The 12,911-nt window shown below is 72.1% G+C and carries 15 protein-coding genes; 1 reads left to right on the top strand and 14 read right to left on the bottom strand.

What is annotated here, in order from left to right:
- Positions 1–142: 142 nt before the first annotated feature.
- From JOD64_RS18715 to eno, 14 genes are all read right to left on the bottom strand, one after another.
- Positions 143–1,621 (bottom strand): DUF58 domain-containing protein, encoded by a 1,479-nt coding sequence (locus JOD64_RS18715; protein ID WP_204943395.1) that lies wholly within the window; start codon positions 1,619–1,621, stop codon positions 143–145.
- Positions 1,621–2,628 (bottom strand): AAA family ATPase, encoded by a 1,008-nt coding sequence (locus JOD64_RS18710; RefSeq protein WP_184181529.1) that lies wholly within the window; start codon positions 2,626–2,628, stop codon positions 1,621–1,623. The genes JOD64_RS18715 and JOD64_RS18710 overlap by 1 nt, the downstream gene beginning before the upstream one ends.
- Positions 2,628–3,212: a hypothetical protein gene (locus JOD64_RS18705; RefSeq protein ID WP_204943394.1), complete on the bottom strand. Its 585-nt coding sequence runs from the start codon at positions 3,210–3,212 to the stop codon at positions 2,628–2,630. The genes JOD64_RS18710 and JOD64_RS18705 overlap by 1 nt, the downstream gene beginning before the upstream one ends.
- Positions 3,205–3,996: a DUF4129 domain-containing protein gene (locus tag JOD64_RS18700; RefSeq protein ID WP_204943393.1), complete on the bottom strand. Its 792-nt coding sequence runs from the start codon at positions 3,994–3,996 to the stop codon at positions 3,205–3,207. Before JOD64_RS18700 ends, JOD64_RS18705 begins: the two co-directional genes overlap by 8 nt.
- Before the next feature lie 19 nt (positions 3,997–4,015).
- On the bottom strand, positions 4,016–4,729 hold the full coding sequence (locus tag JOD64_RS18695) for a uracil-DNA glycosylase (RefSeq protein WP_204946137.1): 714 nt from the start codon (positions 4,727–4,729) through the stop codon (positions 4,016–4,018).
- A 19-nt stretch (positions 4,730–4,748) separates the two neighbouring features.
- Positions 4,749–5,435, bottom strand: coding sequence for a dienelactone hydrolase family protein (locus JOD64_RS18690; protein ID WP_204943392.1), 687 nt, complete (start codon positions 5,433–5,435; stop codon positions 4,749–4,751).
- Between the two features lie 198 nt (positions 5,436–5,633).
- Positions 5,634–6,203: an LppU/SCO3897 family protein gene (locus JOD64_RS18685; RefSeq protein ID WP_307813489.1), complete on the bottom strand. Its 570-nt coding sequence runs from the start codon at positions 6,201–6,203 to the stop codon at positions 5,634–5,636.
- Between the two features lie 130 nt (positions 6,204–6,333).
- Complete coding sequence (locus tag JOD64_RS18680; RefSeq protein WP_204943391.1) at positions 6,334–7,356, bottom strand: HAAS signaling domain-containing protein; 1,023 nt, start codon at positions 7,354–7,356, stop codon at positions 6,334–6,336.
- A complete protein-coding gene (locus JOD64_RS18675; protein ID WP_074316865.1) occupies positions 7,353–7,685 on the bottom strand; it encodes a PadR family transcriptional regulator in 333 nt (110 codons plus the stop codon). Before JOD64_RS18675 ends, JOD64_RS18680 begins: the two co-directional genes overlap by 4 nt.
- 101 nt (positions 7,686–7,786) lie before the next feature.
- The gene (locus JOD64_RS18670; protein WP_204946135.1) at positions 7,787–8,716 is read right to left on the bottom strand and encodes a Ppx/GppA phosphatase family protein; all 930 of its coding nucleotides are present in this window, start codon (positions 8,714–8,716) and stop codon (positions 7,787–7,789) included.
- 71 nt (positions 8,717–8,787) lie between these two features.
- Positions 8,788–9,324 (bottom strand): amino-acid N-acetyltransferase, encoded by a 537-nt coding sequence (locus JOD64_RS18665; protein WP_204943390.1) that lies wholly within the window; start codon positions 9,322–9,324, stop codon positions 8,788–8,790.
- Positions 9,321–9,878: a DUF501 domain-containing protein gene (locus JOD64_RS18660; protein ID WP_204943389.1), complete on the bottom strand. Its 558-nt coding sequence runs from the start codon at positions 9,876–9,878 to the stop codon at positions 9,321–9,323. Before JOD64_RS18660 ends, JOD64_RS18665 begins: the two co-directional genes overlap by 4 nt.
- A gap of 34 nt (positions 9,879–9,912) precedes the next feature.
- Positions 9,913–10,554 carry an FtsB family cell division protein gene (locus JOD64_RS18655; RefSeq protein ID WP_204943388.1) on the bottom strand — a complete coding sequence of 214 codons (642 nt, stop codon included), beginning with the start codon at positions 10,552–10,554 and terminating at the stop codon, positions 9,913–9,915.
- A 23-nt stretch (positions 10,555–10,577) separates the two neighbouring features.
- Positions 10,578–11,861, bottom strand: a complete 1,284-nt coding sequence (eno, locus tag JOD64_RS18650; RefSeq protein WP_184181511.1) for a phosphopyruvate hydratase — start codon at positions 11,859–11,861, stop codon at positions 10,578–10,580.
- A 213-nt stretch (positions 11,862–12,074) separates the two neighbouring features.
- Between eno and JOD64_RS18645 the strand changes: the two genes are divergently transcribed.
- Positions 12,075–12,770, top strand: coding sequence for a hypothetical protein (locus tag JOD64_RS18645; protein ID WP_204943387.1), 696 nt, complete (start codon positions 12,075–12,077; stop codon positions 12,768–12,770).
- Positions 12,771–12,911 lie beyond the last annotated feature (141 nt).

Here is a 12,911-nt window from a genome sequence, read left to right as displayed (position 1 = left end):
TCGTTCACGGGCCCTTCGTTCGCGGCTCTCACCGCGCCCGCCCTCTCGTTCGCGACTGCGGGGCTCGCAAGCTCACTCCTCGCGCTCACCGCGCCCGCCCTCTCGTTCGCGACTGCGGGGCTCGCAAGCTCACTCCTCGCGCTCACCGGCCACCGACCCGTGGTGCCGTCGCCAACCGGGCCACATCCCGCAACACCTGGTCCAGACTGCCGGCGCCGGCCCAGCGCACCACCGGTACGCCGTGCTCGCGGAGCTGCCCAATCATGACTTCGCGATCCAAGCGCCACAGCCGGTACGCCACCTCGGCCCAGGTCTGGTCCCTCGGCGGCGCCAGCTCGGTCGGCAACGTGTCGACAGCCACCACGAACCGCCCGGCACGGGCCAGCCGGGCGAGCATCTGTGCCGACCGTTCGTCCAGCAGCGGGGTGAGCACCACCACCAGCGCGTCCGAGGACAGCAACTGCGGGCCGAACACCTGGTCGTACGGCTCGTGCGAGGACGACTGGACGCGGACGTCGAGAAGCCACTCCAGGACCGTCAGATACTGCCGACGCCCGGCGGCCGGCCGCAGCCGGCGAGCTGCCGGCCCGTACTCCAGCAGGGACACCCGGTCGCCGCGGTGCAGGTAGTGCTCGGCGATCGCGGCGGTGGCCCGGACGGTGGTGTCCAGCACCGAGGCGGCCCCGCTCACCCCGCCGGAGCGGCCAGCCTCGGCGAGCACGTCGAGCAGCACCACCACCTCCGCGTCGCGGTCGGAGAGAGTGGCGGCCACGTGCAGTTGCCGGGCGCGCAACGACACCCGCCAATCGATGCGGCGCAGCCGGTCCCCGGGGCCGAAGATCCGTACGCCGGCCAGCTCGCCGCCCTCACCGGGGCGACGGGAGTGGTGTGCCCCGACCAGGCCGGCGGCGCGGGGCATGGCCTCCACCGCCTCGAACGGCTCGGTACGCGGGTACACCCGCACCCGGACCGGCTCGCTGATCACCGCCCGGGAAACCAGCAGGCCACCCGCCGTGGCGACCCGGGCACCGGCCGGGCCGACCGGGTGCCGGCCCCAGCGCAGGGCACGGCCGGCCAGTTCCAGGTCCACCGCCGCACCGGTGGGCACCGACGTCACGAACGGCCGGTCGGCGATGGAGCGGCCCGTGCCGCTGGCCGGCGTCGCAGTGGCGGTTGGCGTCGCAGTGACGGTTGGCGTCGGAGTGGCGGTTGGCGTCGCAGTGACGGTCGGCCCGTCGTCGACGGACTCGTCCTGGGCGAAGCCGGCCCGGTCGACGCGCAGCCACGGCGACACGCGGGAACGCAGCACCACCAGGTCGTAGTCGACCACGTCCGGGTTGCCGACGCTCACCGCGGCGGTCACCTCGCCGCCCTCGACCAACGGCCCGTCGTCACCCGAGGTGATCCACACCTGCGGCAGCGCCGTGGGCCGTCGGCGCAGCGCGTACGCGGTGCCCAGCGCGAACGGAGCGGCCAGCACGATCAGGTCGACCCGGCCCAGCAGCACCCCTGCCACCAGCAGCAGGCCGGCGAGCAGCACCGCCCGGCCGAGCGCCCGGGTGGGCGCCCAGCCGGCAGCCGGTTCCGGCTCGGTGGCTCTCGGCACGGTCGGTCCCGCCATCAGTGCCGGGGCCCGCCGGCGGCGTAGCTGGGTAGCGCGCCACTCGCCGGGGCGGGAGTGGCCTCCAGCACCTCGCCGACCACGAACGCCGGGTCGACGCGACGCAGCCACATCTCCGGGCGCAGGGTGATCCGGTGGGCCAGGGCGGGCGCCGCCACCTCCTTGACGTCCTCCGGCACCACGTAGTCCCGTCCGCCGAACACCGCGCGGACCCGGGCCAGCAGGAGCAGCGCCAGTGAACCGCGAGGCGAGGCTCCGACCAGCACCGACGGGTGCTCACGGGTGGCCGCGGTGAGGGACACGATGTAACGGCCGATGGAGTCCTCCACCACCACGTCCTCCAGTGCGGCCTGCATGGCCCGGAGCGTGGCGGCGTCGACCACCGCCTTGATGTCCGCCTCCTCGCGGCGTCGGCTCATCCGACGGCGCAGCACCTCCCACTCCTCTTCGTGCTGCGGGTAGCCGAAGGACACCCGCAGGAGGAATCGGTCCAGTTGCGCCTCGGGCAGCGGGTACGTGCCCTCGTACTCGATGGGGTTGGCGGTGGCCAGCACGTGGAACGGCTCGTCCAGCTTGTAGGTCACGCCCTCCACCGAAACCTGCTTCTCCTGCATCGCCTCCAGCAACGCGGACTGGGTCTTCGGCGGCGTCCGGTTGATCTCGTCGGCGAGGAGCAGGTTGGTGAAGACCGGCCCGGCCCGGAAGGTGAAGTCGCCGTTGCGCTGGTCGTAGAGGAACGAGCCGGTGACGTCGGCGGGGAGCAGGTCGGGGGTGAACTGCAACCGCCGGAAGTCCAACCCGAGCGCCTGGGCGAACGACCGTGCGGTGAGTGTCTTGCCCAGCCCGGGCAGGTCCTCCAGCAGCACGTGGCCGCCCGCGAGGATGCCGGCGAGGACCAGTTCCAACGCGTCCCGCTTGCCGACCACGACGGTGCCGACCGCGTCCAGGACCGCCCGAGCCAGCTGGCCGACCTCGGCGGGGGCAATGCTCCGGTCCACGTCGTTCATCAGATTTTCTCCAGTTCGGCGACGATCACCGCGAGGTCGCGCGGCGACGGGGTGCGGCGAGGTGGGGTCTCCAGGAACGTCCACAGCCGGTCGCCCAGCAGGGCACGGGCGCGGGCCGGATCCGACTCACGGGTGACGCCGTGCTTCAGGCGCATCCGCTCGTCGGCCAGTTCACCGATCCGAGGCAGGACCACCTCGGTGAAACGTTCGGGTCTGGTGTTTGACCAGTCCAGTGGCCATTCCCAGCGGTTGATCGCGGAACGCAGCGAGTCCCGTGCACCCCAGTTGTAGCTGCCGTCCTCCTCACCCGTCGCGGCCCGGCCACCCGCCGGCGGCGGGGGTGGCGGCGCGAGCAGGGTGGTGATTCGGCGGACCGCCAGCACGGCGAGCACCCCGGCGATGAGTACGGGCAGCGACACCTGGAGGCCGACCGCGCGGAGGCCGACGACCAGCACCGCGACCACGCCGGCGGCCCACGCGAGCGAACGCAGCACCGGGCCGACCCGGGAGCCGCGCGCCCGCGGGCCGGCCGGCGCCGCCTCCTCCTCGAAGGTGAGCAGATCGTCGATGCTGGTGCTACTCATGTGTCGCCACCGCTGACAGTTCGCCGCGCAGCCGGCGCAGCGCGGCGCGGGCCTGGTCCCGGGTGCGCTCGTTGACCGGGCGGGTGGCGTACCGGGCTTCCCGGTAGACGTGCGCGAACTCGCCCAGCACGTCGGTGCTGACGATCGCCGGCACCCCGGCCGCCGGGTCGCCGCGCAGCAGCCGGCTGACCAGGTCGGTGGGCGTGTCCCCGGTCAGTCTCGGCACACCGGCCGCGGCAGCGGCCTCCTCCAGGCGCACCCAGCAGGCGATCACCGCCACCCGGGGATCGGTGTCGGTGTCGTCGAGCTCCTCCAAGCCGGCGTCGAGGGCGGCGACCACGTCGCGGGCGGTGCCCTCGGCTGTACGCCGGGCCCGGTTCGCGGGCAGCGAGCGGATGGCCCGGCGACGTCGGAAGCCCCGCAGCAGGATCCAGGCGAGGTAACCGAGCGCTGCGAGGATGGCGAGACCGAGCAACACCGTCGCCACGGTCGCGATCCACTCTGGAATGTGCGCCTGGGTGGCCTCGCCGGCGTCGCGCGGTTCGACCGGAATCGACGGCGGCGGCTCGGCGGTTGGGTACTCGGGCACCCACGGCAGGCTCTCCGCGGCTGGCGGAATCCGGCTGGCCCCGATCGACGAATGGGCTGACGTCAGCGCGGCACCGGCAAGCAACGCGGCGACCGCGCCCACCGGCCACCACCGGCGAAGCAGGCCGAGCGCCGGGGGCAACACCCCTGGCTCGGCGGCCTCGTACGGTGTGGGCGGGCGTGTTCCGTCTGTCATCGCCACCGCCCCACGCGTCTCAGTCCACTTCGGCCAGCTGTTTGGCCTGGCCGAAGACGTCGTCCAGCATCTCTGGTGTCAGCCGCCCGGTGAAGGTGTTCTGTTGGCTGACGTGGTAGCAGCCCAACACGTCCGGAGCGTCCGCGCCGGACCAGTGTGCCCCATGACCGAACGCCGGTCGCGGGCTGGGCGGGCGCTGCCCGTACACCTGACGTAGGACCGGCCACCACGCTGCCCAGGCGAATGCGCCCAGCGCGACCACGACGCGCAGGGTGGGCCGGATCAGCGTGACCTCGCGGTGCAGCCAGGGTGCGCAGGTGTCCCGTTCCTCCGGGGTCGGCTTGTTGTCCGGAGGCGCACACCGGACGGCCGAGAAGATCCGCAGGTCCCGCAGGGCGAGCCCGTCGTCGGCGGCGACGCTGGTCGGTTGGTTGGCCAGCCCGGCCCGGTGCAGCGCGGCGAAGAGCACGTCACCCGACCGGTCGCCGGTGAAGATCCGGCCGGTGCGGTTGCCGCCGTGCGCGGCGGGCGCCAGCCCGAGGATCGCGATCCGCGGGTCAGCGGTGCCGAAGCCGGGCACCGGCCGGCCCCAGTATTCCTGGTCGCGGAATGCGGCCCGGCGGGTGCGGGCGACCTCCTCCCGCCACCGGACCAACCGGGGGCAGGCGAAACAGTCGCTCACCGCCGCGTCGAGGCGAGCGAGGTCGGTCGCCCGCGCTGCGCGGGCGACCACCTGCTCGGGGGTACGCGACTCAGCCAAGCTTGGCCCGGAAGAGTTCGAGGGTGCGGGCCCAGGCGCTGGCGGCGGCACGCTGGTCGAACGCCTCCGGCCGGTCGTCGTTGAAGAAGGCGTGCGAGGTGCCCGGGTAGTCGTAGAGGTGGCAGTCGCCGCCGGCCTCCTCGATGGCCCGACGGGCGGTCTGGATGCCCTCGTCGGCCGAGGTGCCGTCCTCTTCCGAGCAGTGGATGACCGCGGCCTTGCCGGCGTAGTCGACCCAGTCGGGGCGCATCGACTCCCAGGGCAGCACGGGATAGAAGCCGGCGGTGGCGACGATCCGCTCGGAGATGGTGGCCGACCAGAGGGCAAGGCTGCCGCCGGCGCAGAAGCCAACGGCACCGACCTTGCCGGTGACCTCCGGCCGCCCCGCGAGATAGTCGGCGGCGCCGGCGATGTCCTTCGCCGCGTCGTCCATCCGCATCGCCATCAGCAACCGCTGTGCCTCGTCCGGCTCGCTGGTCGTCTCACCGTGGTAGAAGTCCGGGGCGAGGGCGACAAAGCCGGCCTCGGCGAAGCGGTCCGCCACCGACCGGATGTGCGGGACCAGGCCCCACCATTCCTGGATGACGATGACCGCGGGGCTGGCCATGCCGCTGGCGGGTATCGCGAGATACCCCTCGCTCGTGCCGCCGTTGCTGCGGTAGCTCACCATCTCGCCCATGGGCCGTCCTCCTAGCGGTCAGTCATCGTTGGCTGGTCGCCCAGTGGTCCTAGTGCCGGTAGCCTGCCATGCCGCGCCGCCGCCGGGAAGACACCGGAACAGTGGCATTCACCTCCTGTTCGCCGGCCGGTGACTCCGGGTACGCCGACGGCGGCGGGGTAGGTCCCCGCCGCCGCCGATGCCGATCTACCGCTCCGGTCAGGCCTTCTTGGTCAGGCAGAGCACATAGCCCGTCTTGCCCGGCTCGATGCTGGAGTAGATGTACCCCTGCTCGCCTTCCTTGAAGAACTGTTCACAGGTGGTGTCGGCGTTGGCCTGGGCCTCGTTCTGGTCGTTCACCCGACCGACCACGCTGTACGCCGCGTCGGTGGAGGTGCAATCGACTACCTTGGCGCCATCGACCGTCTCCTGCTCGGTGCCCGTGACCTCCGGCAGCTCGGCGATGCAGTCGCCCGCCTTGGCGGCAGCGGTCTCGTCCTTGTTGAAGTAGTTGCCGATCGCCGAGGCGACACCGAACTTGAGGCCGGCGATGACGACGACGGCGAGGATCGCACCGACGATGCCGAGGGCCTTCTTTGCACCGGACTTCTCCGCCTTCGGCTCGACCGCCTGCGGCGTCTCGACCGCCTGCGGCGTCTCGACCGCCTGCGGCGTCTCGGCGGCCGACTGTGGCTCGGCCTGCTGCGGCGCGGCCGCTTGCGGCGTGTCGACGGCCGGCTCAGGGGTTGCGGCGTCGGACACGGGGGGCGGTGCGACCTGCTCTGACACGGGGGTTCCTTCCGAGGGGTTGATGAGCAGACGACACCGTAACGATCATTGATTTCCGGTGCCGTCCCGCTCGCCTCGTCCGTTCAGCTATTTCCCAGCTTCATCCGCATGATCCAGTTCACATCGGGACTCAGCTCGTCGCGCTGGGGCTCGGCGCGGCGCTCGGTGCGCCGGTCCCGGTCGGGCCCGCCGTGGGCTGGCCGGTGGCCGTCCCGGTCGGGATCGGCGTGGTGGTCGGGTCCGGAGTGCTGGTCGCGCCCGGCACGGTGGTGGGTGGTTCGGAGGGGACGGGCGCGAAGGGGGCGCGGGGCGCGAAGGGGGCCTGCTCCGGGCAGTACGGGTACGGCCGCAACATCGTCTTGGCATTGCCATAGGCGTCGTGCGAGCAGTCCGGGTAGCCCAGTCGGATCGGATCGCCGTTCTGGTCGAAGAGCCGGGCGTTCTCCACCAGCCGGCCCTCACTGTCGTAGACGAAGACGTCCCGGATCCGGTCGTACGGACTGTCGACCGAGGTCTGGTCGTAGCCGTAGTCGCCGTAGCGCATCCGGTCCTCGGCCTGCATCAGAGCGGCGAACGCGAAGACCACCAGCACCGCGCTGCCGACCTGCACCGCCGAGCGCGGCCAGCGGGTCAGCCGGGCGGAACCGCGGCCGATCCAGATGGAGGCGAGCACGAAGCCGACCAACATGATCAGGCCGGCGAGCAATTCGCCACCGAACCTCGGCAGCAGCCCGAAACTGCCGCCGGTGCTGATCACCGTGACCAGCATCGCCGCCAGGTAGCCGCGCACCACCCACCAGCCGGGGCGCAGCAACCGGAGGAAGTCGCTGGCCGTCGCGTACCCCAGGGGTGGGCCGAGCCGGATGTCGAGCGCGCGCAGCCGGGTGCGGACCCGGACCACCGCGGTCGCGACCCGCTGGTCGAGGTTGCGCCCACCACCCGGGGCGGCGCCGGCTGCGGCACGCAGCTCAGCGGCGTACGTCTCGGGCTCGCCCAACCGCTCGACGAGGGTGCCCTCCGCCTCGGCGGCGACCTCGGTGAGGTGGTCGCCAAGATCTTCGATCAGCTCGTCGCGCTGTGTGGGCGGCAGGTCGGCCAGAGCTGCTCGCACCCGTGCCACATAGTCGGTGATCTCCTGCTCCGTGACGGTCATGCCGCCATCCCCCGATCGTCGAGCAGACTGTCCATGGTGGTGGCGAACGAGCGCCAGAGCTTGCCGGAGCGGGTCAGCTGGTCACGCCCCGCGGCGTTGAGTGAGTAGTACTTGCGGTGCGGCCCGGATTCGCTCGGCACGACGTACGTGGTGAGCAGGCCGGCGGCGAAGAGGCGGCGCAGCGTCCCGTAGACCGAGGCGTCGCCGACCTCCTCCAGGCCGGCCTCGCGCAACCGGCGCAGGATGTCGTAACCGTAGCCGTCCTCCTCCCGGAGCACGGCCAGGACGGCCAGATCGAGCACGCCCTTCAGTAACTGTGTGGTGTCCACGCGATGCACACTACTGTGCAATCCACACTACCGCCAGCGCTTCGCCCCGACACGCTGATGATTGACACGAGCTCGGCGAACGACACCAACGGAGACGGGGTCTACGAAAGGCTCCAGGCGATGCCGTCGAGAATGTCGTGCTCCGAGGCGACCACCGACGGCATCCCCGCTCGCTCCATGATCACCCGGAGCACCAGCGCGCCCGCGCCAATCACGTCGGCCCGGCCCGGGTGCATCACCGGGTTCACCAACCGCAGCTCACGGGTCTGACCCAGGAGGTCCGCGGTCACCTGGGCGACCGCCTCGTACGACACCCGGGCGTGGTGGATGCGCTCCGGGTCGTACTCCCGCAGGCCCTCAGCGAGAGCGACCACGGTGGTGACCGACCCGGCGAGGCCGACCAGGGTGGCCGCCTCGCGGCCGGGCACCACGGCGAGCGCACGGTCGACGGCGGCCGCGATGTCGGCCTGCGCCGCCGCGACCTGCTCGGGCGTCGGCGGGTCGCCGGGCAGGTGCCGCTCGGTCATCCGGACACAGCCGATGTCCACCGAGACTGCCGCGCGCACCCCACCGGCCCGGTCACCGACCACGAACTCGGTGGAACCGCCGCCGATGTCGACGACCAGGAACGGCTCCTTCGCGTCGGCCGGCAGCCCGCGCACGGCGCCGGTGAACGACAACCGGGCCTCCTCGTCGCCCGTGACCACCTCGGGCGCGACACCGAGGGTACGCTGCACCATCTCGGTGAAGTCGGCGGCGTTTGCGGCGTCCCGCGAGGCCGAGGTGGCGCACATCCGCACCCGCTCGGCGCCCAACTTCTCGATGTCGGCGGCGTACGACGCCAGCGCCACCCGGGTCCGTTCGATCGCCTCCGGTGCCAGCCGGCCGGTGCGATCCACCCCCTGCCCCAACCGGACGATCTCCATCCGTCGGGTCAGGTCGACCAGCGGCGCCTGCGACCCGGCCGACTCCTCGGGCAGGTCGGCGACCAGCAGTCGGATCGAGTTGGTCCCGCAGTCGATGGCCGCCACACGCGTCGTCACGGCAGCAACCTTACGGCAGGACGAACGGCCACCCAGCGGCTTGGTCGGGCGGCAACCGCTTACAGCCGCAGCAGCATCCGGACGTTGCCCAGTGTGTTCGGCTTGACCCGCTCCAGATCCAGAAACTCCGCGACACCCTCGTCATACGAGCGCAGCAGCTGCTCGTACACCGGTTGCGGCACCGGCGCGCCGTCGATCTCCTGAAAACCGAACGCGCCGAAGAACTGCGTCTCGAAGGTGAGCACGAAGATCCGTGCCACGCCCAACTCGCGGGCCGCGTCGATCAGCTCGCCCACCAGCCGATGCCCGATCCGCCGGCCCCGACAGGACGGATCCACCGCGACCGTACGGATCTCGGCCAGGTCCTCCCACATCACGTGCAGCGCGCCGCAGCCCACCACCGTGCCGTCGGAGGGGCGGACCGCCACCCGGAACTCCGGCACCTGCTCGTAGAGGGTGACGGTGGCCTTGCTCAGCAGCCGCCGGTCGTCGGCGTACGTGTCGATCAGCCGCCGGATGCCGCGCACATCCCCGGTGCGGGCCCGCCGCACCAGGATCTGACTCTCGGGTGCCGACGACCCGGCCTGCGCGCTCATTCGCCCGCCGGCACGTCCACGCACGGGCCGGCCGTCCACCAGGGCTCGACCAGCGCCAACGTCTCGTCACCGAACGGGTTCACCCCGGGGCCGGCGCCCAGCGCGTGCCCCAGGTGCACGTGCAGGCACTTCACCCGGCCCGGCATCCCGCCCGCCGAGATGCCAGCGATCTCCGGCACCTCACCGATCGCCTCCCGACGGGCGAGGTAGTCCTCGTGCGCGGCACGGTAGTGGGCGGCCAACTCGGGATCCGTCGTCAGCCGGTCCGCCATCTCCTTCATCAGCCCCGCCGACTCCAACCGGCTGCACGCCGCGGTGGCCCGGGGGCAGGTCAGGTAGTAGAGCGTGGGGAACGGGGTGCCGTCGGAGAGGCGGGGAGTCGTCTCCACCGCGTCCGGGAGGCCGCACGGGCAACGGTGGGCCACCGCCCGGGTGCCGCGGGGCGTCCGGCCGAGCTGCGCGGCCACCGCGGCCAGGTCGGCCTCGGTCGCCGGCTCACGCTGCGGCAGGGGTACGGAAGCCGCCGCCGGCTCCGACGGTGGTACGACAGTCACGGTGCCCATCTCTCCTGGTGTGCTGATCGGTGGATCACTTGCCCGGCTGCTGGCTGTCCGCCGCCCGCACGCTCGACCAGAGCGTGTCGTACCAGGTGACCGGTCCGGCCGGCGTGCCCGAACCGGCCGACTTCCCGGCGTCCCGGGCAGCGCCCTCCGGATCGTGCAGCACCACCATCATCTTCTCGCCCGGGCGGCCCATGAAGAACCGCTCGCGAGCCTGCGTCGTGATGTACGCCGGGTCGTTCCAGTTGGCGGCCTCGGCGGCGAGCTTGGCGATCTCCGCCTCCTGCACCGCCTGGGCCGCTTCCATCCGCTCGATGTCGGCCTGCTGGTCGAGGTAGACCCGGACCGGGTACGTGTAGGCCAGCGCGAGCGCGATCAGGACCGCGAACAGCACGGTGGCCCGACCGGTGAAGCGACGTGGGTGGGGTGCGGCGAGCCGCTTGACCGCACCACCGGCGGCAGTACGCCGAGCGGCGGCAGGACGATTCGCGGAGCGAACGCCCTCGGCGCCCCGGGCCGCGCCCGGCGCCCGACCGGCGGCACCACGCGGCTCGGCGCGTACGCCGGCCTCGCGGACCGATCCCCGGGTGACCCGGCCACCACCCGGCCGGCCGGACTGACCCGGCCGGCGGGCAGGACGCTGACCACCCGGTGTGCGGCGCTGCTGCATCGTCACACCCCTCCCCCGAGGCTTCAGGCCGAACGGTAGCGCGGGAACGCGCCAGCGCCGGCGTAGCGCGCCGCGTCGGCCAGCTCCTCCTCGATCCGGAGCAGCTGGTTGTACTTCGCGACGCGGTCCGAACGGGCCGGTGCGCCGGTCTTGATCTGGCCGCAGCCGGTGGCCACCGCCAGGTCGGCGATGGTGGTGTCCTCGGTCTCGCCGGAACGGTGGCTCATCATGCACTTGAAGCCGGCCCGGTGGGCCAGGTCCACCGCGTCCAGGGTCTCCGTCAGCGAACCGATCTGGTTGACCTTGACCAGGACCGCGTTGGCCGACTTCTCGGCGATGCCGCGGGCGATGCGCTGCGGGTTGGTCACGAACAGGTCGTCACCGACGATCTGCACCCGGTCGCCGATCGAGGCGGTCAGCGTCTGCCAGCCGCTCCAGTCGTCCTCCGCCAGCGGGTCCTCGATCGACACGATCGGGTAGTCACCGGCCAGCTTGGTGTAGTAGTTGCTCATCTCCTCGGCGGACTTCGCGGCACCCTCGAAGGTGTAGGTGCCGTTGTCGAAGAACTCGGTGGCCGCCACGTCGAGCGCGAACACGATGTCGGTGCCCAGCCGGTAACCGGCCTTCTCGACCGCCTCGGCGATCAGGTCCAGGGCCGCCGCGTTGGTCGGCAGGTTCGGCGCGAAGCCACCCTCGTCGCCGAGCCCGGTCGACAGGCCCTTCTTCTTCAGCACCGACTTCAGCGCGTGGTAGACCTCCGCGCCCGAGCGCAGCGCCTCACGGAAGGTGGGCGCGCCGATCGGTGCGACCATGAATTCCTGGATGTCGACGTTCGAGTCGGCGTGCGCGCCACCGTTGAGGATGTTCATCATCGGCACCGGCAGGAGGTGCGCGTTCGGGCCGCCCAGGTAACGGAAGAGGCTCAGCTCGGCGCTGCCGGCGGCGGCCTTCGCCACGGCCAGGGAGACCCCGAGGATGGCGTTCGCGCCCAGCTCCGACTTGCTGTCGGTGCCGTCGATGTCGAGCATCTTCTGGTCGATCAGCCGCTGCTCGCTGGCCTCGTACCCGATGATCTGGTCGACGATCTTGTCTTCGACGTTGGAGACCGCCTTCTCCACGCCCTTGCCCTGGTAACGGTCGGCGTCACCGTCGCGCAGCTCGATCGCCTCGAAGGCGCCGGTGGAGGCACCGGACGGCACGGCGGCACGGGCGACCGTGCCGTCGTCCAGACCGACCTCGACCTCGACCGTCGGGTTGCCCCGCGAGTCGAGAATCTCCCGGGCGACGATTCCCTCGATGGTTGCCACTAAGTCGCTCCTCGTTGTTGTGATCCGGTCCGTGGGTGGGCCGCGACGGTGCGGCTGAGGCAGGTGTTGAACGCAGCGTATCGGGCCGCGCGAACGGGCACGGCGTCGCCCGCGCACCCGAGTCGCCCCGCAGTGACGGACATTCCCGGATTTCCGGGCGTCAACCGGCAACGGGTTTGCGCTGCGCGGACCAAATCCACCAGGCTGTTCGCCATGCCCGCCGCCTCGACCACCCTCCGCATGCTCGCCGTGTCGGTCATCGCGTCGCTCACGGTCACCGGCTGTCAGACATTTGAGGACGCCGGAGTCGCCATGGGTCGCTCGGAACTCGTCAACGACCTCGCCGCCCGACTCGACCGGGCGCTGGAGCTGACCTACTCGGCCGACTACCAGCTCCCAGGCGGCCAGAGCGCCGCGATCGTGCAGGCCCAGGACCCGGCCCGGTCCGCGTACACCTACCCGGGTGGGCGGCTCACCGTCACCCCGGAGGCCATCACCCGGTGTACGACGACCGGCGCCCGCCCGCAGTGCACGCTGGTCGCCCCGCCCGCCCCGGGCAGCAAGCCCACCGTGACGCTCTTCGGCGAGGCCAACCGGCAGGGCCTCGCCACCCCACCGGTGGTGGTCGGGCTGCTGACCGCCGCCGCGCTCGACCCGCAGGCGGTCATCAAGCAGAGCGACACCACCGTCGCCGGGCACCACGCCGCCTGCGTCGAGGTGCAGGGCTCGTCGTCCGGCGACTTCACTGCCTGCGTGACCACCGAGGGCGTGCTCGGCAGCTTCACCGGGCCGGTCGACGGCAAGCCGATGGACTTGGCACTGAGCCGCTACTCCGAGACGGTCGACACGGGGGCGTTCGACCCACCCGCCGGCGCCGGAGTCGTGGACCGTCGCCCCGGCGGCTCGTGACCGACCCGGCACCCGACACCGCTGAACCGCGCGCGGCACGGCGGCGCTGAAGCGGCGCGCGGCACGGCGGCGCTGAGCGGCGCGCGGCACGGCGGCGCTGAGCGGCGCGCGGCACGGCAGCGCCCAAGATCAACGCAAGTT

The organism is Micromonospora luteifusca (assembly GCF_016907275.1).
GTDB classification, from domain to species: Bacteria; Actinomycetota; Actinomycetes; order Mycobacteriales; family Micromonosporaceae; genus Micromonospora; species Micromonospora luteifusca.
The sequence above is the reverse complement of the archived record's forward strand: the minus strand, read 5'-3'. Positions and strand labels throughout refer to the sequence as shown.